The 25,035-nt window shown below is 65.9% G+C and carries 22 protein-coding genes; 13 read left to right on the top strand and 9 right to left on the bottom strand.

Annotated elements, in window-relative coordinates; all coding sequences use genetic code 11:
* Positions 1-60: 60 nt before the first annotated feature.
* Positions 61-2,193 (top strand): TonB-dependent receptor, encoded by a 2,133-nt coding sequence (locus BLQ28_RS25810; protein ID WP_093246135.1) that lies wholly within the window; start codon positions 61-63, stop codon positions 2,191-2,193.
* A 355-nt stretch (positions 2,194-2,548) separates the two neighbouring features.
* Here BLQ28_RS25810 and BLQ28_RS25805 read toward each other — a convergent pair whose 3' ends face one another.
* From BLQ28_RS25805 to BLQ28_RS25795, 3 genes are read right to left on the bottom strand one after another with little or no spacing between them, the layout of a single operon-like run.
* Positions 2,549-3,421 (bottom strand): ABC transporter permease, encoded by an 873-nt coding sequence (locus tag BLQ28_RS25805; RefSeq protein WP_093246134.1) that lies wholly within the window; start codon positions 3,419-3,421, stop codon positions 2,549-2,551.
* A 32-nt stretch (positions 3,422-3,453) separates the two neighbouring features.
* Positions 3,454-4,272 (bottom strand): ABC transporter ATP-binding protein, encoded by an 819-nt coding sequence (locus BLQ28_RS25800; RefSeq protein ID WP_093246132.1) that lies wholly within the window; start codon positions 4,270-4,272, stop codon positions 3,454-3,456.
* Between the two features lie 2 nt (positions 4,273-4,274).
* Complete coding sequence (locus tag BLQ28_RS25795) at positions 4,275-5,309, bottom strand: ABC transporter substrate-binding protein (protein WP_093246131.1); 1,035 nt, start codon at positions 5,307-5,309, stop codon at positions 4,275-4,277.
* A 178-nt stretch (positions 5,310-5,487) separates the two neighbouring features.
* Between BLQ28_RS25795 and BLQ28_RS25790 the strand changes: the two genes are divergently transcribed.
* Positions 5,488-6,162, top strand: a complete 675-nt coding sequence (locus BLQ28_RS25790; RefSeq protein ID WP_093246129.1) for a response regulator transcription factor — start codon at positions 5,488-5,490, stop codon at positions 6,160-6,162.
* 10 nt (positions 6,163-6,172) lie between these two features.
* Positions 6,173-7,597 carry a sensor histidine kinase gene (locus BLQ28_RS25785; protein WP_176801227.1) on the top strand — a complete coding sequence of 475 codons (1,425 nt, stop codon included), beginning with the start codon at positions 6,173-6,175 and terminating at the stop codon, positions 7,595-7,597.
* Between the two features lie 29 nt (positions 7,598-7,626).
* Here BLQ28_RS25785 and metK read toward each other — a convergent pair whose 3' ends face one another.
* Positions 7,627-8,808, bottom strand: a complete 1,182-nt coding sequence (gene metK / locus BLQ28_RS25780; RefSeq protein ID WP_093246126.1) for a methionine adenosyltransferase — start codon at positions 8,806-8,808, stop codon at positions 7,627-7,629.
* A gap of 217 nt (positions 8,809-9,025) precedes the next feature.
* Between metK and BLQ28_RS25775 the strand changes: the two genes are divergently transcribed.
* Positions 9,026-9,919 carry a lysophospholipid acyltransferase family protein gene (locus BLQ28_RS25775; protein ID WP_093246125.1) on the top strand — a complete coding sequence of 298 codons (894 nt, stop codon included), beginning with the start codon at positions 9,026-9,028 and terminating at the stop codon, positions 9,917-9,919.
* Positions 9,916-10,800 carry an LpxL/LpxP family acyltransferase gene (locus BLQ28_RS25770; protein ID WP_093246124.1) on the top strand — a complete coding sequence of 295 codons (885 nt, stop codon included), beginning with the start codon at positions 9,916-9,918 and terminating at the stop codon, positions 10,798-10,800. The genes BLQ28_RS25775 and BLQ28_RS25770 overlap by 4 nt, the downstream gene beginning before the upstream one ends.
* On the opposite strand, the gene BLQ28_RS25765 is transcribed toward BLQ28_RS25770, so the two are convergent.
* Both BLQ28_RS25765 and yihA read right to left on the bottom strand, forming a co-directional pair.
* A complete protein-coding gene (locus BLQ28_RS25765) occupies positions 10,794-11,708 on the bottom strand; it encodes an alpha/beta fold hydrolase (RefSeq protein WP_093246122.1) in 915 nt (304 codons plus the stop codon). The genes BLQ28_RS25770 and BLQ28_RS25765 overlap by 7 nt on opposite strands.
* Before the next feature lie 85 nt (positions 11,709-11,793).
* Positions 11,794-12,543 carry a ribosome biogenesis GTP-binding protein YihA/YsxC gene (gene yihA / locus BLQ28_RS25760; protein ID WP_093246121.1) on the bottom strand — a complete coding sequence of 250 codons (750 nt, stop codon included), beginning with the start codon at positions 12,541-12,543 and terminating at the stop codon, positions 11,794-11,796.
* Between the two features lie 72 nt (positions 12,544-12,615).
* On the opposite strand from yihA, the gene BLQ28_RS25755 reads away from it, so the two are divergent.
* The 5 genes from BLQ28_RS25755 (at position 12,616) to BLQ28_RS25735 (ending at position 18,748) form a co-directional block, all read left to right on the top strand.
* Positions 12,616-13,290 (top strand): c-type cytochrome, encoded by a 675-nt coding sequence (locus BLQ28_RS25755; RefSeq protein ID WP_093246119.1) that lies wholly within the window; start codon positions 12,616-12,618, stop codon positions 13,288-13,290.
* Between the two features lie 124 nt (positions 13,291-13,414).
* Positions 13,415-15,598 (top strand): cytochrome c biogenesis protein ResB, encoded by a 2,184-nt coding sequence (locus tag BLQ28_RS25750; RefSeq protein ID WP_093246190.1) that lies wholly within the window; start codon positions 13,415-13,417, stop codon positions 15,596-15,598.
* On the top strand, positions 15,595-16,911 hold the full coding sequence (ccsB, locus tag BLQ28_RS25745) for a c-type cytochrome biogenesis protein CcsB (RefSeq protein WP_093246118.1): 1,317 nt from the start codon (positions 15,595-15,597) through the stop codon (positions 16,909-16,911). Before BLQ28_RS25750 ends, ccsB begins: the two co-directional genes overlap by 4 nt.
* Positions 16,912-17,034: 123 nt before the next feature.
* Positions 17,035-18,051 carry a protein-methionine-sulfoxide reductase catalytic subunit MsrP gene (gene msrP, locus BLQ28_RS25740; protein ID WP_093246116.1) on the top strand — a complete coding sequence of 339 codons (1,017 nt, stop codon included), beginning with the start codon at positions 17,035-17,037 and terminating at the stop codon, positions 18,049-18,051.
* 31 nt (positions 18,052-18,082) lie between these two features.
* Positions 18,083-18,748 (top strand): protein-methionine-sulfoxide reductase heme-binding subunit MsrQ, encoded by a 666-nt coding sequence (locus BLQ28_RS25735; RefSeq protein WP_093246115.1) that lies wholly within the window; start codon positions 18,083-18,085, stop codon positions 18,746-18,748.
* Positions 18,749-18,767: 19 nt separating this feature from the next.
* Here the strand turns inward: BLQ28_RS25735 and lysA are convergent, their stop codons facing one another.
* Positions 18,768-20,057, bottom strand: coding sequence for a diaminopimelate decarboxylase (gene lysA, locus BLQ28_RS25730; protein WP_093246113.1), 1,290 nt, complete (start codon positions 20,055-20,057; stop codon positions 18,768-18,770).
* Positions 20,057-20,335 (bottom strand): LPS translocon maturation chaperone LptM, encoded by a 279-nt coding sequence (locus tag BLQ28_RS25725; protein WP_093246112.1) that lies wholly within the window; start codon positions 20,333-20,335, stop codon positions 20,057-20,059. The genes lysA and BLQ28_RS25725 overlap by 1 nt, the downstream gene beginning before the upstream one ends.
* A gap of 12 nt (positions 20,336-20,347) precedes the next feature.
* Between BLQ28_RS25725 and cyaY the strand changes: the two genes are divergently transcribed.
* Positions 20,348-20,680, top strand: coding sequence for an iron donor protein CyaY (gene cyaY / locus BLQ28_RS25720; protein ID WP_093246110.1), 333 nt, complete (start codon positions 20,348-20,350; stop codon positions 20,678-20,680).
* Between the two features lie 9 nt (positions 20,681-20,689).
* On the opposite strand, the gene BLQ28_RS25715 is transcribed toward cyaY, so the two are convergent.
* Positions 20,690-23,098: a penicillin-binding protein 1A gene (locus tag BLQ28_RS25715; protein ID WP_093246109.1), complete on the bottom strand. Its 2,409-nt coding sequence runs from the start codon at positions 23,096-23,098 to the stop codon at positions 20,690-20,692.
* A gap of 239 nt (positions 23,099-23,337) precedes the next feature.
* Between BLQ28_RS25715 and BLQ28_RS25710 the strand changes: the two genes are divergently transcribed.
* Both BLQ28_RS25710 and BLQ28_RS25705 read left to right on the top strand, forming a co-directional pair.
* Positions 23,338-24,417 (top strand): pilus assembly protein PilM, encoded by a 1,080-nt coding sequence (locus BLQ28_RS25710; RefSeq protein WP_093246107.1) that lies wholly within the window; start codon positions 23,338-23,340, stop codon positions 24,415-24,417.
* Positions 24,414-25,034, top strand: a complete 621-nt coding sequence (locus BLQ28_RS25705) for a PilN domain-containing protein (RefSeq protein ID WP_093246106.1) — start codon at positions 24,414-24,416, stop codon at positions 25,032-25,034. Before BLQ28_RS25710 ends, BLQ28_RS25705 begins: the two co-directional genes overlap by 4 nt.
* Position 25,035: the final 1 nt, after the last annotated feature.

The raw sequence follows: 25,035 nt of genomic DNA, 5'->3' as shown, positions 1-25,035 counted from the left end.
CGCCACTGAGCGGGTTCTCGCTAGGCAGGCCGCCCGGCGCACCGAAGCAGAATCGGTGCAATGAATGTTGCCTTCGCCACCGCTGCCCGGCTGTTGATGCTGGGCGTTCCATTCGCCGCGCAGGCACAGCAGCAACCGCAGACCGATGCGGCGGCGGCCCGGCTGCGCGAAGTGACCGTCTCTACCCCGCGCGGCGAAGTCACGCCCTTCAACGTGCCCGGCTCGGTGGACCGCGTCGATGGCGATGAAATGCGCGACAGCCGCCTGCAGGTCAACCTCTCCGAAGGCCTGGGTGCCGTGCCGGGGCTGCAGGTGCAGAACCGGCTGAACTACGCGCAAGACCTGCAGCTGTCCATTCGCGGCTTCGGTGCGCGCTCCACCTTTGGCGTGCGCGGTGTGCGCCTGTATGTCGATGGCATTCCCGCCACCTTGCCCGACGGCCAGGGCCAGACCTCGAACATCGACATCGGTTCGGTCGATCGCATCGAGGTGCTGCGCGGGCCGTTCTCCGCGCTCTATGGCAATTCTTCCGGCGGCGTGGTGCAGGCGTTCACCGCTTCGGGCGAGGGCGCGCCGCGCCTTTCGTATTCGCTCGCAGGCGGCAGCTTCGGCACTTGGCGGCAGTCGCTGCAACTTAGCGGCTCGCAAGGCGCTGTCGACTACCTGCTCGATGCGAGCCGCTTCCACACCGATGGCTGGCGCGAGCACAGTGCCGCGCGGCGCGACATCGCCAACGGCAAGCTCGGCATCGCGCTGGACAACGGCGACAAGCTCACGCTGATCCTCAACAGCGTGCGCATCGACGCGCAAGACCCGCTCGGCCTGACCGCCGACCAATACGCACTGGCGCCGCGCAACGCGCCGCTTGCCAACCAGTACAACACCCGCAAGACGGTCGAGCAGACGCAGGTCGGCCTGCTCTACGAGCGGCGCATCGACACCACCCAGGCGCTGCGCCTCATGGTCTACGGCGGCGAGCGCAAGACCACGCAGTACCAGTCGATTCCGGTGTCCGCCCAGCAGAACCCGCTGCATGCGGGCGGCGTGATCGATCTTTCGCGGCAGTACGGCGGCATCGACCTGCGCTGGAGCGCCGCATTGCAACTGGCCGACCGACCGCTCGACGTGGTCGCAGGCCTGGGTTACGACAGCCTGCGCGAGCAGCGCCGCGGCTACGAGAACTACCTGGGGCCCGTCGCGGCACCGCTGCTCGGTGTGCAAGGGCGACTGCGCCGCAACGAGCGCAACACCGTCTGGAACCTCGACCCGTACGCGCAAGCCACGTGGCGCTTTACCGACCGATGGACGCTCGAGGCCGGCGTGCGCCGCAGCAGCGTGCACTTCGACTCGCAGGACTATTACATCGTCGGCACCAACCGCGACGACAGCGGCAACGCGCGCTACAGCCGCACGCTGCCCGTGGCGTCGCTGCGCTACCAGGCCACACCGGATCTGGCGCTGTACGGTTCCATCGGGCGAGGCTTCGAGACACCGACGCTCAACGAGCTCTCCTACCGCGCGAACGGCGCCAGTGGCCTGAACTTCGCGCTGCGGCCCTCGGTCAACGACAGCATCGAGGTCGGCGCGAAGGCCCGCCTTGCGGGCGGCTTGCTGACCGCCGCGTTGTTCCAGACCCGCACGCGCGACGAGATCGTGACCGACACCAACATCGGTGGCCGCGCCACGTTCCAGAATGCCGGGCGCACGCGGCGCAACGGCTTCGAGCTGGGCTGGCAGCACGAGACGGCCAACCATTGGCGAACGCAGCTGGCCTACACGTGGCTGGACGCGACCTACCGCGACGCCTTCTGCTCGCCATCGCCTTGCGGCACCGCGAACACCGTGGCCGCAGGCAACCGCATTCCAGGCATCGCGCGCCAGTCGCTGTTCGCATCGCTGGGCTGGGTGCCGCCCGAAGGTTGGCGCACGGGTGTGGAGATGCGCGCGCTGGGCCGTATCCAGGCCAATGACGTCAACACCGCCGTCGCGGCGGGCTATGCGGTGGTGGCTGCCTATGCGGGCTATCTGAAGAAGTGGGAGCGCTGGGAGTTCAACGCCTTCGCGCGTATCGACAACCTGTTCGACCGGCGCTATGTGGGCTCGGTGATCGTCAATGAAGGCAACGGTCGGTACTACGAGCCGGCACCGGGGCGCAACTGGACTGTGGGGTTGAGTGGCGCCTACCGGTTCTGAACCGGTGTGTTGTGTGGCGTGTCGTCGTTCAGGGCGGCGCTCACGCCGACGGGGTACCTTGCTTCGCGAATGTCCCCCGGCCTGCGGCCTCCTCCTTTATTTCGCTGCGCAAGGCACCCCGCCAGCGTGAGCGTTATCCGGAGTGGTCGTTGATCGGCCAGCACAACGACAGCGCTTCTTGTGCGCAGGGCATCGGGTGCTCCCCGCAGCGAAATAAAGGAGGAGGGGCGAAGCCCCGGGGGACATTCGCGGAGGGGAGTACCCGGTGTCCTGCGCACACACCCGCGAACCGCGGCCCCAAAAGAAAAACGGCGGGTAATACCCGCCGTTCGTCAGTCATCTCAACGCGTCGTCTTCAGAACGCGGCAGGCCGCCACTTCAACAGCCGCTTCTCAAGCGAACTCAGCAAGAAGTCCGCAGCAAGCGCAACCACCGCAAGAACGATCATCGCCGCGAACACGCCGCTTGCATTGAACGCGCCTTGTGCCGTCGAGATCAGCAGGCCGATGCCTTCCTTGGCGCCGAGAAACTCGCCGACCACCGCACCGACCAGCGCAAAGCCGAAGCTCACGTGCAGGCTGGCAAGAATCCACGACATGGCCGACGGGATCACCACCGACATCGTCACCTGGCGCGGTGAGGCGCCCAGAATCTGCGCGTTCGCGATCATGTACTTGTCGGCTTCGCGCACGCCCTGGAAGGCATTGCCGAAGACCACGAAGAACACCATCACCACGGCCAGCGCCACCTTCGACGCCATGCCCAGGCCCAGCGCGATCACGAAGATCGAACCCAGCACCACGCGCGGGATCGAGTTGGCGATCTGGATGTAGAGGCTGAACACGTCCGACAGCAGCTTGTTGCGGCCCAGGATGATGCCGCACAGCACGCCGGCCACCGAGCCGATCAGGAAGCCGATCACGGTTTCCTCGAGCGTCACCGCGACCTGCATCCACAGCGAGCCTTGCGACGTGCCGTCGCGCATCCACTCCACGAGCTGGTCGTAGATCATCGAGGGCATCGAATAGAAGAAGGGGTCGATCCACTTCAGGCGCGCCGCGATTTCCCAGCCGCCGAGCGCGACCACCAGCACGATCAGCCGCAGCGCGATGATCATGCGGCGACGGCCGCGAATGGCCGCCTGCGCGATTTCGGACTCTCGTGCCAGCGCGGCGTCGCTGAGCGAAGAGGGCAGCACGGCGGCCGCGGGGGTAGTGGAGGGCGTCATGGTCTTCGTTGTTGTCGTGATGGTTGCGGTGTTCATTGAATGACCACCTCCTCGCGCAGGTCGTCCCAGATGTGCTTCGAGAGTTCGATGAACTGCTTGTCGTAGCGCACCTCCGACATGACGCGCGGGCGCGGCAGGTCGATCTCGTACACCCGCTTGAGCGTGGCGGGGCGCGCCGACAGCACGAACACGCGGTCGGCCAGCGCAATGGCTTCTTCCAGGTCGTGCGTCACGAACACCACACTGCCGCCGTTGCCCGACCACAGCTGCAGCAGCTCGTCCTGCATCAGCGTGCGCGTCTGCATGTCGAGCGCCGAGAAGGGCTCGTCCATCAGCAGGATCTCGGGGTTGTTGATGAAGGTCTGCGCCAGCGCCACGCGCTTGCGCATGCCGCCCGAGAGCTGATGCGGATAGTGCTTGCCGAACTTGGAAAGCCCCACGCGGTGGATCCACTCCTGCGCCAGTTCCATCGCTTCCTTCTTCGGCTTGCCGCGGAACACCGGGCCGGCGGCCACGTTGTCTTCCACGCTGCGCCACGGGAACACCGCGTCGGCCTGGAACACAAAGCCGATGCGCGGATCGACGCCGTTCACCGGCTGGCCCATCACCTTCACGTCGCCCACGGTGGGCTTGAGCAGGCCGGTGATCATGTTCAGCGTGGTCGACTTGCCGCAGCCCGTGGGGCCGACGATGGCGACGAACTCGCCGCGCGCCACCGACATGCTGAAGTTGCGCAGCGCCACGGTGGCGTTGCCGTCCTGCGAGATGAAGCGCAGCGACACGTCGTTGAAGTCGATGGCCGAGGTCACGGCGGTGCTGCTGCTGTTGCTGGAGGGGGTTCCGTTGCGCATGGTCACTTTGCCGCCGCTGCTGCCAGGTAGGCGTTGCTGTAGGTCTTCGACAGGTCGATGTTCTTGCTCTTGACCAGCGGCTTGTAGGTGGCGAGCACCTTCAGCACGTTCTCGGGGCCGCCGGCCGGCATCTTCGCGTCGGTCGTGAACATCGGCAGCGAAGCCTTCAGTGCCTCGATGTACAGCGCCTTGTCGTTGCCGTAGTAGTCGCGCGGCATTTTCTCGGCGATTTCTTCGGCGCTGTGGGTGCTGATGTATTGCATGGTGCGCGCGAAGGCGCGGGCCAGCTTGGCGGCCTCGGCCTTGTGCGACTCGGCCCAGGTGTTCTGCACGTACAGGCTGGCCGCGGGGTAGAGGCCGCCCAGGGCCTTGACGGTGTCGGGCTCGGTGCGCAGGTCGACCAGAATCTTGGCGTCGCCGGTCTTGAGCATCTGCGACACGGTGGGCTCGGTGGTCATGCCGGCCTGGATGCGGTCCTGCTTCATGGCCGCGATGAAGGTGTTGCCGGCGCCCACGGGCAGCAGCGAGTATTCCTTCGAGGCCACGCCAGCGCGGTCGGCCAGGTAGCGGGTGAGGAAGTCGGTCGACGAGCCCAGGCCCGTCACGCCCAGCGTCTTGCCGCCCTTGGCGTCGGCCATGCTCTTGAAGCCAGCGGCCGCAGCCTTGGTCGAGACCAGTTCCACTTCGCCCGGCACCTTGCAGAACACGGCGATGGCCTGGATCTCCTTGCCCTTGCTCTGCAGGTCGATGGTGTGGTCGTAGAAGCCCACCACGCCCTGCACGGCGCCGGCGATCAGCTGGTTCTCGGCGTCGACGCCGGCCGGCTGCGACTGCAGCTCGACGTTCAGGCCCTCGTCCTTGAAGTGGCCCAGCACCTCGGTGAGCTTGGCCGGCAGGTAGATGATCTTGTTGATGCCGCCCACCATGATGGTGATCGGTGCGTCGGCGGCCTGCGCGAGCGGCGCGGCGGCGGCGAGGGCGGTGCACAGGGCGGCAGCCAGCAGGGTGCGGCGGGTGGCGAACGTCGACAGGGACATGGTGTCTCTCCGTGTTGGTATTGAATTGGAAGTCGGTCCGCGCACATCTGCCGCAGGACGGGGCCAGTCTAGAAAACGGCATCCTTCGGCCAGCTTTCGGCGGCCCGCATGATTTGTCATGGTTATCCCTAGGGCCGCGCGATGCTTCCTAGAATCCACCGCCACCACCCCGCCCCTAATGAAGCTGCTGCTCATCGAAGACAACCCGCAACTCGCGCACTGGCTCGCGAGCCTGCTGCGCGAGCAGGACTTCGTGGTCGACCACGTGGACAACGGCGACGCGGCCGACCGCCTGCTGCTGCAGACGGCCTACGACGTGGTGCTGCTGGACCTGAACATCCCGCAGCTCTCGGGCAAGGCGGTGTTGCGGCGGCTGCGCGAGCGGGGTGATGCGGTGCCGGTGATCATCCTCACGGCCACGGCATCGCTCGACCAGAAGGTGCTGTGCCTGGAGATCGGCGCCGACGACTACCTCGTGAAGCCCTTCGAGATCCGCGAGCTGGTCGCGCGCATCAAGGTGCTGGTGCGCCGCCAGATGCCGGGCAAGACCAACGACATCGCCTGCGGCGACCTGCAGTACGACCTGCGCACGCGGCAGTTCACCCTGGCGGGCGAAGAGCTGGCGCTGCCGCCGCGCGAGCGCACGCTGCTCGAAACGCTCATGCTCAAGGCGGGAAGCACCGTCTCCAAGCAGGCGCTGATCGACGCGATCTTCGGGCTGGACGACGAGCCGAGTGCCGATGCGGTCGACATCTACATCCACCGCCTGCGCAAGAAGCTTGAAGCCAGCCAGGCGACCATCATCACCTTGCGCGGCGTGGGCTACCTGCTGCGCACGCGCCAGGAAGACTGAGGGCGCACGGATGAAGCGCGCCAGCCTGCGCCTGCGTCTTGCGCTGTGGCTGCTGCTGCCGATGTCGGTGTTCGTCGCGATCTGCGGCTGGCTCAACTGGCGCAATGCCGCGGAGGTGGCCGACTACGTGCAGGACCACGACCTGCTGTCGTCCGCCAAGGTGCTGTCGGACCGGCTGATCTGGGAAGACGACGACATCAAGGCCAGCGTGCCGCCTTCGGCGCTGAGCCTGTTCGTGTCGTCCGACCGCGACCACGTGTTCCTCAGCGTGATGGGGTCCGACGGCGAGGTGCTGGCCGGCTCGGCCAACTTTCCGCTGCCCAAGGTGCGCAAGCCCGAGGGCACCGACCGCGCGCAGTGGTACGACACGCACTTCGCCGGCTGGCCGCTGCGCGCGGTGGTCACCACGCGCTCGATGTACGAGGCCGGCGGCGCGCGCGACATCACCATCGCCGTGGGCAAGACCGAGCGCAGCCGCGACCACATGCTGCGCACCTTGTGGTGGCCTTCGATGCAGTACCTGCTGATCGCGCTGGTGCTCGCCATCGCGCTGGCCGTGGCCGCGCTGACGCTGGAGCTGCGCCCGATCGTGCGGCTGAGCCAGCAGCTCGCGCAGCGCGATCCCCTGCACCTCGACCTGACGGTGGACCCGCAGGCACTGCACACCGAACTGCGGCCGGTGGCCGACACCATCAACCGCTTCGTGGGCCAGCTCAAGGCGCACTCCGAGGCGCAGCGCCGCTTCATCGCCGACGCGGCGCATCAGTTGCGCACACCGCTGGCGATGCAGGCCTCGCAGATCGAGTTCGCGCGCTACACGCGGCAGCATCGCGGCGAATGGGACACGCGCCGCGCCGACATGGACGCGATGTGGCTGGCGATGCAGACCAGCAACCGCCGGCTGGTCGACGTGACCAACAAGCTCCTGCTGCTGGCGCAGGCCGAGCACGGCGACGCGCACACGCGGCTGGAGCGGGTCGATCTGGCGGCGGTGGCGTTGCGCTGCGTCGAGCAACTGGCCGCGCTGGCCGACCGGCGCGGCATTGACCTGGGGCTGGAGGCGGATGTGGGGCCGCAAGGCGCGTTCGTGCGGGCGCAGCCCGCGCTGCTCGATGCGCTGGTGACGAACCTGCTCGACAACGCGCTGCGTTATACGCAAGAGGGCGGTCGCGTGACCGTCGGCGTGCGGCAGGCGGAAGGTGCTGTGGTGGTCTTGACGGTGGAAGACAACGGCCCCGGCATTCCCGCCGAGGTGCGCGAACGCGTGTTCGAGCGCTTCTACCGGGTGTCGCAGGACACTGAGGGAACGGGGTTGGGGCTGGCCATCGTGCGCGAGATTGCGCGGGCCTTCGATGCGAATGTGGACCTGGCAGCCAACCCGCGCGAGGCGCAGGGGCTGCTGGTCACGGTGCAGTTTCCGCCGGTCGTCGCCTGAGACGGCAACCGGGGATCAACCTTCTCAGGTCAGAGGCCGGCGGCTGCGCGCAGTGCGGCGGCCTGGTTCGTCGCTTCCCAGGTGAACTCGGGCTCTTCGCGGCCGAAGTGGCCGTAGGCGGCGGTCTTCTGATAGATCGGACGCAGCAGGTCGAGCATCTGGATGATGCCCTTCGGACGCAGGTCGAAGTGCTCGCGCACGAGGGCTGCGATCTTCTCGTCGGGGATCAGGCCCGTGCCTTCGGTGTAGACCGTGATGTTCATCGGCTCGGCCACGCCGATCGCGTAGGCCACCTGGATCTGGCACTGGCGCGCGATGCCGGCAGCCACGATGTTCTTGGCCACGTAGCGTGCGGCGTAGGCGGCCGAGCGGTCGACCTTCGACGGGTCCTTGCCCGAGAACGCGCCGCCACCGTGCGGGCAGGCGCCGCCGTAGGTGTCGACGATGATCTTGCGGCCGGTCAGGCCGCAGTCGCCTTGCGGGCCGCCGATGACGAAGCGGCCGGTCGGGTTGATCAGGTAGCGCGTTTCCTTGAGCCACTCCTTGGGCAGCACCGGCTTGATGATCTCTTCGATGATGGCTTCGTTGAACGAGGCCTTCATCTTGGTCGAGGTTTCGCTCTGGTCGGGGCTGTGCTGCGTCGAGAGCACCACGGTGTCGATGCTGTGCGGCTTGCCGTCCACGTAGCGCATCGTGACCTGGCTCTTGGCGTCCGGGCGCAGGAAGGGCAGGCGGCCGTCCTTGCGCAGCTGGGCCTGGCGCTCCACGAGGCGGTGCGCGTAGTAGATCGGCGCGGGCATCAGCTCGGGCGTTTCGTCGCAGGCGTAGCCGAACATCAGGCCCTGGTCGCCGGCGCCGGTGTTCAGGTGGTCATCCGACGCGTGGTCCACGCCCTGGGCGATGTCGTTGGACTGCTTGTCGTAGCAGACCATCACGGCGCAACCCTTGTAGTCGATGCCGTAGTCGGTGTTGTCGTAGCCGATGCGCTTGATGGTGTCGCGTGCGACCTGGATGTAGTCGACGTGCGCGTTGGTCGTGATCTCGCCGGCGAGCACCACGAGGCCGGTGTTGGTCAGCGTCTCGGCGGCCACGCGGCTGCGGGGGTCCTGCTCGAAGATCGCGTCCAGGATGGCATCCGAGATCTGGTCGGCGACCTTGTCGGGGTGGCCTTCGGAAACCGATTCGGAAGTGAAGAGGAAGTCGTTCGCCATTTGTTCAATGCTCCTGTAAGTGACTTGGCGCGTTGCCAACTCTGCGGAGCCCTGGCGAACGCTTTAGCAGAATGCCGATGAATCGGCGGGGCACAATCGCTTTGCGCTTGTGTTTGTCGCCCTGCAAGTTGTTCCGTAACTCGGCGACAATTTGCATTCTATTCGAGCCGCGCAATACCATGCGCGCGCGTCCGCTTTTTGACCCCTCCCGTTTTCAATGATCACCCTGTTCCGCCTGCTTGCCCGCGTGCCGATGCCGTTGATGCATCGCCTCGGCGCCATGCTGGGCTGGCTGGTCTGGTGGTGCGCGCCCGACTATCGCCGCCGCTTCAAGGCCCACGCCGAGCGTGCGGGCTTCGCACCCGACCAATACCGTCCCGCCATCGCCGCCGCCGGCAAGATGGCTTCTGAGTTGCCCTGGCTGTGGTTGCGCCCGCAGGGCGAGACCGTGCTGCCGCGCGTGGTGCGCTGGGAGGGCGTCGAAGCCTTCGAAACCGCCATGCAGGCAAAGAAGGGCGTGATCCTGGTGGCGCCGCACCTGGGCAGCTGGGAAATGTGCGGCCAGGCCATCGGCGAGCGTTTCCTGGCGGCCTATGGCCCGATCACGGCGCTGTTCCGCCCGGCACGCAAGAAATGGATGGCCGACCTGATCGCCGCGGGCTCGCGCGACCGGCCCGGCCTGCAGACATTGCCGACCAACAACAGCGGCGTGCGCGGCCTGATCCGCACGCTGCGCGGTGGCGGCTACACCGGCATTCTTCCTGACCAGGTGCCGCCGCTGGGGCAGGGCGTCTGGGCGCCGTTCCTGGGGCGGCCGGCCTACACCATGACCTTGCTTCCGCGCCTGGCGCAACAAACCGGCGCCGCCTGCTTCCTGAGCGTGTGCGAGCGCCTGCCACGCGGCGCGGGCTACGTGATCCGCTTCGAGCCGATCGTCGGCACCGCGTTGACCGATCCCAAGGCCTCCATCGAGGAAGCCGCCGCTGCGATGAACGACGCCATCGGACGACTGATCCACAGCCTGCCCGGCCAGTACGTGTGGGACTACGCGCGCTACAAGGAGCCGCGCGCCGAACGCGTGGCGGCCGCCACCGCCGGGGAGACGCCATGAGCCTCGGTTCCCAACTCGGCATCGGCTTCATGCGGGCGATCGCGCCGCTGCCCTTGCCGCTTGTACGTGGCTTCGGCGCGTTCCTCGGCCGTATCCTGCACACCGTCGCGGTGCCCCGCCGGCGTGTGGTCGACACCAACCTGGCCGTCTGCTTTCCCGAGAAGTCGGAAGCCGAGCGCCGCGCCATCGCGCGCGAGACCTTCGTCTTCGTCGCGCAGTCGTGGCTGGACCGCAGCTGGCTCTGGCATGCGCCCGAGAAGGTGGTGGCGAGCCGGCTCAAGGTGATCGGCGCCGCGTCGGAGATCCACGAGATCGCCGAAGGCGATGCGCCCATGATCCTGTTCGCGCCGCACTTCTACGGCCTGGACGCTGCGGCCACCGCGTTGACCATGCACACGGCCCGGCCCTCGGCCACCATCTACACGACCCAGCGCGATCCGATGGTCGACGCCTGGATTCGCGAGGGCCGCACGCGCTTCGGCGACGTGGCGGCGCTGAATCGGGTGGACGGCATCAAGCCGGTGCTGTCGGGCCTGCGCAAGGGCGGCCTGCTGTACCTGTTGCCCGACATGGATTTCGGCCGCGACCAGACCATCTTCGTGCCGTTCTACGGCGTGCAGGCCGCGACCGTGCCCTCGCTCTCGCGCTTCGCACGGCTGGGCAAGGCCAAGGTGGTGCCGATCGTGTCGAAGCTCACGCCGGGCGGCTACGAGATCCAAGTGCTGCCGACCTGGCAGAACTTCCCGACCGACAACGTCGAGGCCGACACCGCGCTCATGAACGAGCGCCTGCAGGGCTACATCGACACGATGCCTTCCCAGTACTACTGGGTGCACCGCCGCTTCAAGACCCGCCCCGAAGGCGAGCCGCCCATTTACTGAGTGCGCTGCAGGAAGGCCTCGATCTCGCGGGCCACCAGCTGCGGTTGCTCGTGCACGATCCAGTGGGTCGCGTTGGGCACCTTCTTGATCTCGAGCCGGGGCACGTAGTCGTCGAGCCCTTCGAGCAAGCCGGGCAGCAGCGCCGCATCGTCGAGCGCCCAGAACACGAAGGTCGGCACGTTCACCGTGAGCCGTTCGCGCGGCAGCACCGGGATGCCGTCGATGCTCTGGCCCGGCAGCGGCGGCTTCATCGGCGTCACGCGGTACAGGTTGCAGGCGCCCGTGAGGCCCGCGCCCCAGACGTCGCGGTACTTCTGCTTCACTTCTTCGGTGAGCCAGCCGTAGCCATCGGGGCCGGCCTTCATCAGCAGGAAGAAGGGCCACATGCGCTTGAAGTCGTCGGCCGCGAGCAGCGCCTCGGCGTCGGGGCGCGCGAGGAAATTCATGTATGCGCTGGCCTGCTGCTGCGCCGGGCTGTTGCGCAGTTCGCGCGTGAAGGTGCCCGGATGCGGCGAATTGATGATGACCAGCTTGCCGACCTGCGCCGGAAACGCATTGGCATAGCCCCAGCCGAAGGCGCCACCCCAGTCGTGGGCGACCAGCGCGGCCATGGTGCCGTCGGCGCTTTCGGTGGCAACGAGCTGCTGGATGTCCTGGATCAGCAGGTGCGGCTTGTAGGCCGCCACGTCGGTCGGCGCGCTCGATTTCTCGAAGCCGCGCAGGTTGGGCGCGACGCAGCGGTAGCCGCCGTGTGCAGGGTCCGAGAAGTGGTCGAGCAGCTCGTCCCAGATGAACGCGGCTTCGGGAAAGCCGTGCAGGAACACCATCAGCGGCTGCCCCGGCTTGCCGGCGGCGCGGCAGCTCAGGGTGGTGCCGTTGGGCAGGCTGCGTTGGAAGGTCTCGATCATGCTTTTTTGTCTCCTTGGGTTGACTGTCGCTATTTTTTTGATAGTGAGCTTCGCAGATGGGACGGTCGATGCAGCCTGTGGGGTGTCAGGCCTCTTCCGGTTCCGCCGGGGGCTCCGGTGGCGCCGCCGGTGCGGCCGCTCCGTCGGGATGCACCCAGCGCCACAGCAGTTCGGCGGCCTCGCCGACGCCCTGTTTCTTCAAAGCCGAGAACAGTTTCACCTCGCCGCCGCCGGCGTTCAGTCGCGTAATCGACAGCACCTTGGCGGCCTCGCTGCGGGTGAGCTTGTCGGACTTGGTCAGCAGCACGAGGAATTTGAGCCCTTGCTCCACCCGCGGGCGGATCACGTCGAGCAGGATCTCGTCGAGCTCGGTCAGGCCGTGCCGCGGGTCGCACATCAGCACCACGCCGCGCAGGCTTTCGCGCGTCATCAGGTAGTTGCCCATCACGCGCTGCCAGCGCAGCTTGGCCTCTTTCGGCACGGCCGCGTAGCCGTAGCCGGGAAGGTCGGCCAGCACGGCGTCGTCGACCTTCTGCTTGCCGATGCCGAACAGGTTGATGTGCTGCGTGCGGCCCGGCGTCTTCGAGGCGAAGGCCAGACGGGTCTGCTGCGTGAGGGTGTTGATGGCGGTCGATTTGCCCGCGTTGGAGCGGCCCACGAAAGCGATCTCGGGCAGGTCGACGGGGGGCAAATGCTCCAGCTGGGGAGCGCTGGTCAGGAAGTGGGCGGTGTGCAACCAACCCAGTGCCACGCGTTCGCGCTCGGCGACCTGGGGGTCCGCGGCAGGCGCCGCGCGGGGAGGATAGGCAGCAGGCTTGGCGCGCGGGGAGGGCATCTACGGACTTTCGAAACTAGACCCACATTGTAGAATCGTGAGGTTTTGCGCCATAAATTCGAAGCCCCCGATATGAAGTTGTTTGCCAATATTCTGCTTGCAGCCCTCGTGGGCATCGCATCCAGCGTGAGTTTTGCAGCCGATGAGCATGCAGCGGCCTCGGCCGCCGCAGAGCCCGCGAAGCCGGCCAAGCCCGACCCCGCCAAGGGCGATGCGGTGTTCAATGCAACGCCGGCGAACAGCCAGAGCTGCGCTTCGTGCCACAACGCAGACGGCAATTCGGCCATCGCGGCGAATCCGAAATTGGCGCAACAGCATCCCGAATACATCCTCAAGCAGCTTCAGGACTTCAAGTCCGGCAAGCGCAAGAGCGCGATCATGAAGCCGCTGGCCTCGGCGCTGTCCGACGAAGACATGCGCAACATCGCATGGTTCGTGGGCTCGAAGAAGGTCAAGCCGGGCTTCTCGAAAGACAAGGACACCGTCGCCCTGGGCGAGAAGATCTACCGCGGCGGCATCGGCGAGCGCCAGATCCCGGCCTGCGCCGGCTGCCACAGCCCCAACGGCGCTGGCATTCCGGCCCAGTACCCGCGCCTGGGTGGCCAGAACGCCGACTACACCGTGGCCCAGCTGACTGCCTTCCGCGACAACGTGCGGCTGAACAGCCTGCCCATGACCGGCGTCGCCGCCAAGCTGAACGACCGCGAAATCAAGGCTGTGGCCGACTACATCGCCGGCCTGCGCTGAAGATGGCGCGCTTTCGAGCGTGATGAACTAACCGCCGATAACAACCCCAAACAAAGGGCGGGCCGATCCAGGAGGATGGCCCGCCCTTTTGTTTTTTCCTCCATTCCTCTTCTTTTCCCATCCGATGTCAGTTTCCACCCATGGCCTTCGCGTTCATCGCGGCCCGCAGGTGCTTCGCGCCACGGTGGAGCTGTTTTCGTCGATGCGCTTCGCGATCGCGCTGCTCACCATCATCTGCATCGCCTCGATCATCGGCACGGTGATCAAGCAGCATGAGCCGATCAACAACTACATCAACCAGTTCGGCCCGTTCTGGGCAGAGCTCTTCAGGGCAGCCCGGCTCGACTCGATTTACAGCGCCTGGTGGTTCCTGCTGATCCTGCTGTTCCTCGTGATCAGCACCACGCTGTGCATCGTGCGCAACACGCCGCGCATCCTGGTCGACCTCAAGACCTTCAAGGAAGACATCCGTGCGCAGAGCCTCAAGGCCTTCGGCCAGCGCGCTGAGGCCCGGCTCGATGAAGCGCCCGACGCGGCGGCCAACCGCATCGGCCAATTGCTGGTGAGCGGCGGCTGGAAGGTCAAGTTGCAGCAGCGCGAAGCCACGGGCGACGGCAAGTCCGCCAGCGGCTGGATGGTTGCGGCGCGTGCCGGCGGCGCCCACAAGCTGGGCTACATCGCGGCCCACAGCGCGATCGTGCTGGTGTGCATCGGCGGCCTGCTCGACGGCGACCTCGTGGTGCGCGCCCAGACCTGGTTCAACGGCAAGAGCGTGTTCACCGGCGGCGGCATGATCGCCGACGTGGCGCCCGAGCATCGCCTGTCGGCCAGCAACCCGACCTTCCGCGGCAACATCCTCGTGCCCGAAGGCGGGCAGGGCAGCGTGGCCATCCTGAACCAGGCCGATGGCGTGCTGCTGCAGGAGCTGCCGTTCTCCATCGAGCTGAAGAAATTCATCGTCGACTACTACTCGACCGGCATGCCCAAGCTCTTCGCGAGCGAGGTGGTGCTGCATGACCGCGAGACCGGCGAGCAGGTGCCCGCGCGCATCGAGGTCAACCATCCGGCCAGCTACAAGGGCGTGGAGATCTACCAGTCGAGCTTCGACGACGGCGGCTCCAGGGTGAAGCTCAAGGCGGTGCCGATGGCGGCCGCGGCCAAGCCCTTCGAGGTCGAAGGCATCATCGGCGGCCCGAGCACCGAGATCACCAACGGCAAGGAAAAGCTCACGCTCGAATACGCCGCGCTGCGCGTGATCAACGTCGAGAACTTCGCCGATGCCGGCGCCATGAGCAGCGGCGCCGACGTGCGCAAGGTCGATCTGCGGCACGATATCGAATCGCGCCTGGGTGCAGCCAACAAGGTCAACAAGCCCAAGGTGCTGCGCAACATCGGCCCCAGCATCGGCTACAAGCTGCGCGACGCCGCAGGCCAGGCGCGGGAGTACCAGAACTACATGGTGCCGGTCGACACGGGCGACGGCCAGCCCGTCTTCCTGCTCGGCATGCGCGAGAAGCCCGAAGACCCGTTCCGCTATCTGCGCGTGCCGGCCGACGAGCAGGGCTCGATGGACGGTTTCGTGCGCATGCGCGCCGCGCTCGGCGATGCCGACACCCGCGCGCGCGCCATCGAGCGCTACATCGCCAAGGCGACCGACCCCAAGCGTCCCGAGATGGCCGAGCAGCTGCGCGTGTCGGCCACGCGGGCACTCGCGCTGTTCGCGGGCAGCGAGCGCGCCAAGGCTGATGCCACCACCGCGGGCGGCTGGCAGGCGATTGCCGAGTTCATGGAAGTCAACGTGCCCGAGGCCGAGCGCGAGCGGGCCGGCGGCGTGCTGGTGCGCATCCTCAACGACGTGCTGTTCGAAGTGCTCAACCTGAGCCGCGAAGGCGCCGGCCTGCCCGCGCTGCCGAACGACGAAAAATCGCAGGCCTACCTGACGCAGGCCGTGCTGGCGATCAGCGACGCACACTTCTATCCGGCCCCCGTCGCGATGATGATGACCGACTTCACCCAGGTGCAGGCCAGCGTGTTCCAGGTGGCGCGTGCCCCTGGCAAGAGCGTCGTCTATCTGGGCTGCCTGTTGCTGATCGTCGGGATTTTTGCCATGCTGTACGTCCGCGAGCGCCGGTTGTGGGTGTGGCTGACACCCCAGGGCGCCGGTTCCGCAGACAACGAAAACAACAGCGCGACGGCCGCCACGATGGCGTTCTCGGTCAACCGCAAGACGATCGACAGCGATCGCGAATTCGAGCATCTCAAGCACAAGCTGCTCGCACTGAACAAAGAAGACCCGGCGACAAAATGAACACCACGACCCTCACGCTCAATGAAAGCTGGCTCTCGCGCCGCAACCTGTTCGACTGGGTGTTCGCGGCGCTGGTGCTGGCGGGCGGCATGTTCGCCTTCGCGCGCTATGCGGGGTCGATGGACTACTACGAGAAGCCGATCCTGGCCGCGGCGGTGATCGCGATGATCTCCATCGGCTGGTTCTGGCGTCCGCTGCGCGTGCTGGCCATCGTGGTGGCCGCGGCGTCGCTGCTGGCCATCAGCTCGTACCAGGGCGACCTGGCGCGTGCCGACTCGGTGTTCTGGCTCAAGTACTTCCTGTCGAGCCAGTCGGCCATTCTCTGGATGAGCGTGCTGTTCTTCATGAGCACGCTGTTCTACTGGCTCGGCTTCTTTGGCGGCAAGCAGTCCGACACCTTCGACGTGATCGGCTCACGCCTGGCCTGGGCCGCCGTCACGATGGCGCTGATCGGCACCATGGTGCGCTGGTACGAAAGCCACCAGCTCGGCCCGGACATCGGCCACATCCCGGTCAGCAACCTGTACGAAGTGTTCGTGCTGTTCTGCTGGCTGACGGCTGCGTTCTATCTGTACTTCGAAGAGCGCTACAACACGCGCGCGCTCGGCGCCTTCGTGATGCTGGTGGTCAGCGCAGCGGTCGGCTTCCTGCTCTGGTACACGATCGTGCGCGAGGCGCACGAGATCCAGCCGCTGGTGCCGGCGCTGCAGAGCTGGTGGATGAAGCTGCATGTGCCGGCCAACTTCATCGGCTATGGCACCTTCTCGCTCGCGGCGATGGTGGCCTTTGCCTACCTCATCAAGGAGCAGGCCAACGAAACGCGCTGGTACAAGCTCACGCCGATCTGGTTGCTGGGTGTGGCGCTGTGCTTCGTGCCGGTGGCCTTCCGCCAGCGCGTGCAAGAGGCTGGTGGCAGCTACTGGGTTGTCTATGCGGGCATTTCCGCGCTCATCGCGGCGGGCATTCTGCTCGGGCGCAAGCGCATCGCGGCTCGCCTGCCGGCCAACGAGGTGCTCGACGACGTGATGTACAAGTCGATCACGGTCGGCTTCGCCTTCTTCACGATCGCCACCGTGCTCGGCGCCCTGTGGGCCGCCGATGCCTGGGGCGGCTACTGGAGCTGGGACCCGAAGGAAACCTGGGCGCTGATCGTCTGGCTCAACTACGCGGCATGGCTGCACATGCGGCTCGTGAAGGGGCTGCGGGGCACCGTGGCGGCCTGGTGGGCACTGGGTGGGTTGGCGGTGACGACCTTCGCCTTCCTCGGCGTCAACATGTTCCTGAGCGGCCTGCACAGCTACGGTACCTTGTAGGCGCGGGCTCCGGGCTTTCGGCTTTTTGCGAAGAATTGAAACCGCGCGCTGCGATGGCGCGTAACCAAATCGGGGTGTGTCACGAACTACCCTGAGCACAACGATTCACGCGAAAGGCCTGTCATGTCGTTCCATTCCCGTCCGCAACGTCGTTCCCCGGACAGCGGCTTCATCCATCCGCTGTCGAGCGAGATCACATCGCGCGCCGTGTACGAGAGTCGCCGCGACCTGCTCAAGCTGATGGCCGGTGGCGCGGCGGGCGCTGCACTGGCGGGTTTTGCATCGCGCGAGGCGCACGCCCAGACGGCGCGGCCCAACAAGCTCGCGCCGTTGCCGGGCGCCAAGTCGGCCGTGCCGGGCGCGATGTCGATGGACAAGCTCAGCGACTACAAGGACGCGACGAGCTACAACAATTTCTACGAGTTCGGCACCGACAAGGCCGACCCGGCCAAGAACGCCGGTACGCTGAAGACGCGGCCATGGACCGTGGAAGTCGAAGGGCTGGTGAAGAAGCCGGGCAAGTACGGCATCGAAGACCTGCTCAAGCTCAGCGCGCAAGAAGAACGCATCTACCGCCTGCGCTGCGTCGAAGGCTGGTCGATGGTCATTCCGTGGGTGGGCTATTCGCTGGCCGAACTGATCAAGAAGGTCGAGCCGCAGGGCAATGCCAAGTTCATCGAGTTCGTGACGCTGGCTGACCCCAAGACGATGCCCTTCGTGGGCTCGCACGTGCTCGACTGGCCCTACACCGAAGGCCTGCGCATGGACGAGGCGATGCATCCGCTGACGCTGTTGGCCTTCGGCATGTACGGCGAGGTGCTGCCCAACCAGAACGGCGCGCCGGTGCGTCTCGTGGTGCCATGGAAGTACGGCTTCAAGTCGGCCAAGTCGATCGTCAAGATCCGCTTCGTCGAGAAGGAACCGAGCACGGCATGGAACAAGGCGGCGGCCAATGAATACGGCTTCTATTCGAACGTGAATCCGAACGTCGACCATCCGCGCTGGAGCCAGGCCACCGAGCGCCGCATCGGCGACGGCGGCGGCCTGTTCGCCAAGCGTCGCAAGACCGAGATGTTCAATGGCTACGAAGCCCAGGTCGGCCAGCTCTATGCGGGCATGGACCTGAAGAAGAACTACTGAGCCGGCCCCTTCGTCACACGGCCATCGCCCCATGAACAAGCTGCTCATGCACCCGGCGACCAAGCCGGTCATCTTCCTGCTGTGCCTGCTGCCGTTTGCGCGGCTGGGCTACGGCGCCTTCACGGACGGGCTCGGCGCCAATCCTGCCGAGTTCCTGATCCGTGCGACCGGCGACTGGACGCTGCGCTTCATCTGCATCGTGCTGGCGATGACGCCGCTGCGCGTCATCGGCAAGTGGAACGCGCTGGCACGCTATCGCCGCATGCTGGGGCTGTTCGCGTACTTCTACGTGGTGCTGCACCTGCTGTGCTACAGCTGGTTCGACATGGGCTTCGAGTGGGGCGACATCGCCAAGGACATCGCGAAGCGGCCGTTCATCCTGGTGGGCTTTTCGGCCTTCGTGCTGCTGACGCCGCTGGCCGCCACCTCGTTCAATCGCGCGATCAAGGCGATGGGCGCCAAGCGTTGGCAGATGCTGCACAAGCTGGTTTATGTGATCGCGGGGCTCGGGCTGCTGCACTTCTTCTGGATGCGCGCGGGCAAGAACAACTTTGCCGAGGTGTTCATCTACGTCGCGATCATCGCGGTACTGCTCGGCTGGCGCGTGTGGAATTTCGCGAGCAAGCGAAAGGCGAAGCAACCGGTGGGTGCGGCGCGTAGCGGCGAAAAGCCGCTGCGCAGCACCACGACCGGCTGAGCCTGTCCAGGCCGGCAGTTCAGCCGTCGACCTGCTCGTTGCGCAGCTGGTCTTCCATCGTCTCGCGACGGCGGATCAGCTTGGCGCTGGCACCGCTCACCAACACCTCGGCGGCACGGGCACGCGTGTTGTAGTTGCTGGCCATGCTCATGCAGTACGCGCCTGCCGACAGCACAGCCAGCAGGTCGCCGGCCATCACGTTGAGCGCGCGGTCGCGGCCGATCCAGTCGCCGCTTTCGCAGACCGGGCCGACCACGTCGTAGGCCGGTGCGTCGCCGGCACGGATGCGCAGCGGCACGATGTTGTGGAAGGCCTGGTACATCGCTGGACGCGGCAGGTCGTTCATGGCCGCATCGACGATGCAGAAATTCTTGTCTTCGCCGGGCTTGGTGTAGAGCACCTCGGTCACGCATACGCCTGCGTTGCCGACCAGCGAGCGGCCCGGCTCGATGACGAGCTTGCGCTGGCCGAAGCCGCGGGCATCGAGCCGCGCGAGCAACTGCTGCCAGAGCGCATCGGCCTTGGGCGGGGTTTCGCCGTTGTAGTCAATGCCCAGGCCGCCACCGAAGTCGAGATGGTGGATCGGCACGCCCGCGGCCTCGAGAGCTTCGACCACATCGAGCACGCGCTCGCAGGCGTCGAGATAGGGCGAGGCTTCCGTGATCTGCGAGCCGATGTGGCAGTCGATACCGACCACCTGGAGACCCGGCAGCCGTGCGGCGTGCAGATAGGCCTCGACCGCGCGGTCATGGGCGATGCCGAACTTGTTGCCCTTCAGGCCGGTGGAAATGTAGGGGTGCGTCTTCGGATCGACGTTGGGATTGATCCGGATGCTGATGGGCGCGCGGCGGCCTTCGGCCATCGCCACTTCGTTGAGCACGTCGAGTTCCGCTTCGCTCTCGACGTTGAAGCAGGCGATGTTGGCCGCGAGGGCTTGCCGCATTTCCGCGCGGGTCTTGCCCACGCCCGAGAAGATGATCTTCTGCGGATCGGCGCCCACGGCCAGCACGCGCGCCAGTTCGCCGCCCGACACGATGTCGAAGCCGCAGCCGGCTTCGGCGAACACGCGCAGTACGCCCAGCGACGAGTTGGCCTTCATCGCGTAGCAGATCAGGGTCTGGCGACCCTCGAAACCACGCTGGTAAGCCGCGAGTGCGTCCAGCATCCATTGCTTCGAGTAGACGAAGAGAGGAGTGCCATGCTCGCGGGCCAGCGCGTCGAGTGCGAGGCCTTCGATGTGAAGTGCGCCGTCGCGCTCTGCGATATGCGGGTGGCCTGGCAGGACGGTGGGAGATGCGTTGTTCGCCATCACTTGCGCGCTCCGTTGTCGGTGGTGGCCGCAGCGGGAGCGCTGCTGGCTGCGGCCGGTGCTGGAGCCGCTTCGGTCGAGGAGGGGGTTGAGTTCAACAAGCCGCCCGGTGTCAGGAGCTGCGGCAGGGTGGCGCGCTGAGCGGCCGCCGGATCGTTCGGCAGGTACAAGGCACCCTTCTGGCCGCAGGCGGCCAAAGTGGCTGCCCCGACGACGAGGCAGACCATGAACGCAGTGCGGGCGCGAGCGCTCACTAGAATTTGGCGGAGATTCAACATGACGAAATTGTAATGACCGACACCGAGTACATGGACCGCGCCGAAGCCGCACTTGCCGCCATCGAGCGGGGCTGCGATCGCATCAACGACGCGACCGACGCAGACATCGACAACCAGAGGGTGGGCGGGATGATCACGATTTCATTCCCGAATGGCAGCCAGCTGATCGTGAACCTGCAGAAACCCCTGCAGGAGATCTGGCTTGCCGCGCGCTCGGGCGGCTACCACTACAGGCACGACGGCCGGGCCTGGATCGACACCAAGACCGGCGAGGAGTTCTTTGGCAACCTGTCGCGCGAGGCGACCCTGCAGGCAGGACAGCCGCTGTCGTTCGCGGCTGCCTGATCGCCATCGTCAGTTCCTGAAGAGATCGAGGATGCGGTTGCGCTCCTCGGGCGGCGCGGGCGGGCTCACTGGTGCGCCGACGGAGGACTCGGCAGGCGCGGCAGGTGTCGATTCGACGCCCAGGCTCGCCACGCCGCGGCCCGGTGCATAGTCGTCGTAGTACCACTCGCCGCCCACATTCACGATGCCTGAAGGCGGCGTGGCAGACAGTTCCGTCACTGGCACGCCCTTGATGGCAGTCTCCATGTAGTTGATCCAGATCGGCAGGCTCAGGCCGCCGCCGGTTTCGCGGTCGCCCAGGTTGCGCGGTGTGTCATAGCCGATCCACGAGATGGCTGTCATCGTCGGCTGGAAGCCCGCGAACCAGGCGTCGAGCGAGTCGTTGGTGGTGCCGGTCTTGCCGTAGAGATCGGGCCGCTTGAGCATCGCCTGCGCCTTGGCGGCAGTGCCGGCGCGCGCCACGGAATTGAGCAGCGTGTCCATGATGAAGGCGTTGCGCTGGGGGATCACGCGGTTGGCGTCGTTCAGCAGCGGTGGCTGCTTGTCGACCAGCACCTTGTCCTTGTGGTCGGTGATGCGGGTCACGAGGTAAGGGCTGACGCGATAGCCGCCATTGGCGAATACCGAGTAGCCCACCGCCATCTGCATCGGCGTGACCGAGCCCGCACCGAGCGCCATCGGCAGGTAGGCCGGGTGCTTGTCCTTGTCGAAGCCGAAGTTGGTGATCCAGTCTTGCGCGTAGTGCGTGCCGATGGACTGCAGGATGCGGATCGACACCAGGTTCTTCGACTTCATCAGCGCGGTGCGCATCGACATCGGGCCGTCGTAGCCGCCGCCGTAGTTCTTCGGTTCCCAGGGTTGGCCGCCGGTGGTGCCGGCATCGAAGAAGAGCGGGCCGTCGTTGATGACGGTGGCGGGGGTGAAGCCCTTTTCGAGGGCCGCCGAGTAGATGAAGGGCTTGAAGCTCGAGCCCGGCTGGCGCCACGCCTGCGTGACGTGGTTGAACTTGTTCTTGCCGAAATCGAAGCCGCCGACCAAGGCCTTGATGGCGCCGTCGCGCGGGTCCATGGCAACGAAGGCGCCTTCGACTTCGGGCAACTGCGTGATTTCCCAGGTGTTCTTGGGCGTCTTCACCACGCGGATCACCGCGCCGCGGCGGATCTTGATGTTGGGTGGCGCCTTGTCGGACAGGCCGGACTGTGCGGGCTTGAGGCCTTCGCCGGTGATCTGCACCGGATCGCCGTTGCCACGCACGGCATCGATCTGCTTGGGCGTGGCCTTCAGCACCACCGCCGCCATCACATCGCCGTTGTCGGGGTGGTCGCTGAGCGCGTCGTCCACCGCTTCGTCGAGTTCCTTGGGGTCGTTGGGCAGGTCGACGAACTTCTCGGGGCCACGGTAGATCTGGCGGCGCTCGTAATCCATGATGCCCTTGCGCAGTGCCTTGTAGGCGGCAGCCTGGTCGGCCGCAACCAGCGAGGTGTAGACCTTGAGGCCGCGCGTGTAGGTGCTGTCGCCGTACTGTGCGTACATCAGCTGCCGCACGGTTTCGGCGACGTACTCGGCGTGCAGGCGGTTCGGATCGGCGGCATCGCGCAGGTGCAGCTCTTCCTTCTTGGCTTCGGCGGCCTGCTCGGCGGTGATGAAGCCGGCCTCTTGCATGCGGTCGATCACATAGAACTGGCGGCCGCGCGCGCGTTGCGGGTTGTTGACCGGGTTGTTGGCGCCCGGCGCCTTCGGCAGGCCGGCCAGCATGGCGGCTTGCGCGATCGTGAGTTCCTGCAGGGGCTTGCCGAAGTACGCTTCGGATGCCGCGGCAAAACCGTAGGCGCGGTTGCCCAGGTAGATCTGGTTCAGGTAGATCTCGAAGATCTGGTCCTTGCTGAGCAGGTGCTCCAGCTTGAAGGTCAGCAACACTTCGTAGATCTTGCGGGTCAGCGTCTTTTCCGAACTCAGGTAGACGTTGCGCGCCACCTGCATGGTGATCGTCGAGGCACCCTGGCTCTTCACGCGGTTCAGGTTGGCCAGGCCGGCGCGGACCATGCCCTTGTAGTCGACCCCACCGTGATCGTAGAAGCGGGCGTCTTCGGCTGCGAGCACCGCGTCTTTCACCACCTTGGGGATCGCTGCGATCGGCGTGAGGTTGCGGCGCTCTTCACCGAATTCGCCGATCAGCGTGCCCTCGGCCGAGAAGACCCGCAGCGGCAGTTTGGGCCGGTAGTCGGAAAGCTCGGTGATGTCCGGCAGGTTGGGGTAGGCCACCGCGAGCGCCACGGCGACCACGCAAAGGACAGACAACACACCGGCCGCGGCAATGCCGAACCCCCAGAAAAAGAAGCGCAGCAGCCATCTCAGCCAGGCTGGGCGTGTGGGAGGAGGGGTCTTGGCTGGCCCTTTGGGGCTTGAAGTTTCTTGCATGGAGGGCCGGAGAGTCACCGGACATTATAAAAAGCCGCCCTCTTCGCACGATCCGATCTTTGCTGCCGTTGCGACGCCCTAATCCAAAAGTTACAGAATGCGGCTTTGACGTCAGGTTTTGACAACGATTGGCAGTTTTGCCCCCCAGCGCTGCTTGGTCGGCGCTACGCCTGCTGCTAGCATGCAACCGAACGCAATTTTTTCCATTGGTTACAAATACAGGGGAAGAGGAACCTAGCTTGGCTGCTCTTGGATCATTGTTTCGTCGTCAGAATGCTCCCCTGCTGGGACTGGATGTCAGCTCGTCCAGCGTGAAGCTGGTCGAGCTCGGCCGCGAGGCCAGCGGCAAGCTGGTTCTGGAGCGCTGCGCCATCGAACCCCTGGAACGTGGCTGGATCACTGACGGCAACGTCGAGAAGTTCGACGAAGTCGCGGAAGCCGTCCGGCGCGTCATCCGCAAGAGCGGCACGCGCACGCGCAATGTCGCGCTGGCGCTGCCGCCATCGGCCGTCATCACCAAGAAGATCATTCTTCCGGGCGGAATGAGCGAGCAGGAACTCGAGATTCAGGTCGAGTCCGAAGCCAATCAGTACATTCCTTTCTCGCTGGACGAAGTCAGCCTTGACTTCTGCGTCACCGGGCCGAGCACCACGTCCGCCGGCGACGTCGAGGTCCTGATTGCCGCTTCCCGCAAGGAAAAGGTGCAGGACCGCGAAGGCCTGGCGGAGGCCGCCGGCCTGAAGGCCATGATCCTCGACGTCGAGTCCTATGCGTCCCGTCTTGCAACGGCCCGCCTGATTGAGCAATTGCCCGGCAAGGGCGTGGATTCGATCGTGGCGCTTTTTGAAGTCGGCGCTTTCACGACCAGCATGCAGGTGCTGCGCAACCAGGAAGTGCTGTACGACCGCGACCAGGCCTTCGGCGGCGCGCAACTGACCCAGTTGATCGTGCGCCAGTACGGTTTTTCGGCCGAAGAAGCCGAAGCCAAGAAGCGCAGCGGCGACCTGCCGGACGACTACGGTTCCGGCGTGCTCAAGCCCTTCGTGGAAAGCATTGCCCAGGAAATCGCGCGCGCACTGCAGTTCTTCTTCACCAGCACGCCGCACAACCGTGTGGACTACGTGCTGCTGGCCGGCGGCTCGTCGTCGCTGCCAGGACTGACCAATGCCGTGACGCGCCAGACCTCGTTCGCCTGCTCGCTCGTGAATCCTTTCGACGGCATGGACTTCGGCCCCAACATCCGCGAGAAGAAGGTCCGGCGCGAAGCGCCTTCCTATCTGACCTCGTGCGGCCTGGCCATGCGGAGGTTTCTGCAGTGATCCTGATCAATCTGCTTCCGCACCGCGAAGCTGCGCGCAAGCGCCGGCGAGAGGCTTTCTATGGAACGCTGGGCGCAGCGGCAGTCCTGGGCGTGCTGATCGCCGGTCTGGGCTACCTCTGGTTCGAGGCCCAGATTTCCTCGCAGCAATCCAAGAACAGCTTTCTCCAGGCCGAGATCAAGAAGCTCGAGGTCGAGATCAAGGAGATCTCGACGCTGCAGGAAGAAATCGCGGCACTGCGTGCACGCCAGCAGGCTGTCGAAGACCTGCAGGGCGACCGCAACCTGCCGGTGCATCTGCTCAATGAACTCGTGCGGCAATTGCCCGACGGCGTGTACCTGACCAGCATGAAGCAGGACAACCAGACCGTCACGCTGCAGGGCATGGCGCAATCGAACGAGCGCGTGTCGGAACTGCTGCGCAACCTGGGCAACAACAGTCCCTGGCTGGTGAAGCCGGAGCTCGTCGAAATCACGTCTACAACGGTCAGCCTGAGCCAGCGCGATCAACGTCGCGTGGCGAACTTCACGATGCGCATTGGCCTGAAACGCCCCACCGACGCCCAGAAGGACGCCGCCGACAAGGCGCTGGCCGCAACGGCGCAATCCAAGGGGTAAC

It is taken from the genome of Variovorax sp. EL159 (assembly GCF_900100965.1).
Taxonomy (GTDB): Bacteria; Pseudomonadota; Gammaproteobacteria; order Burkholderiales; family Burkholderiaceae_C; genus Variovorax.
The sequence above is the reverse complement of the archived record's forward strand: the minus strand, read 5'-3'. Positions and strand labels throughout refer to the sequence as shown.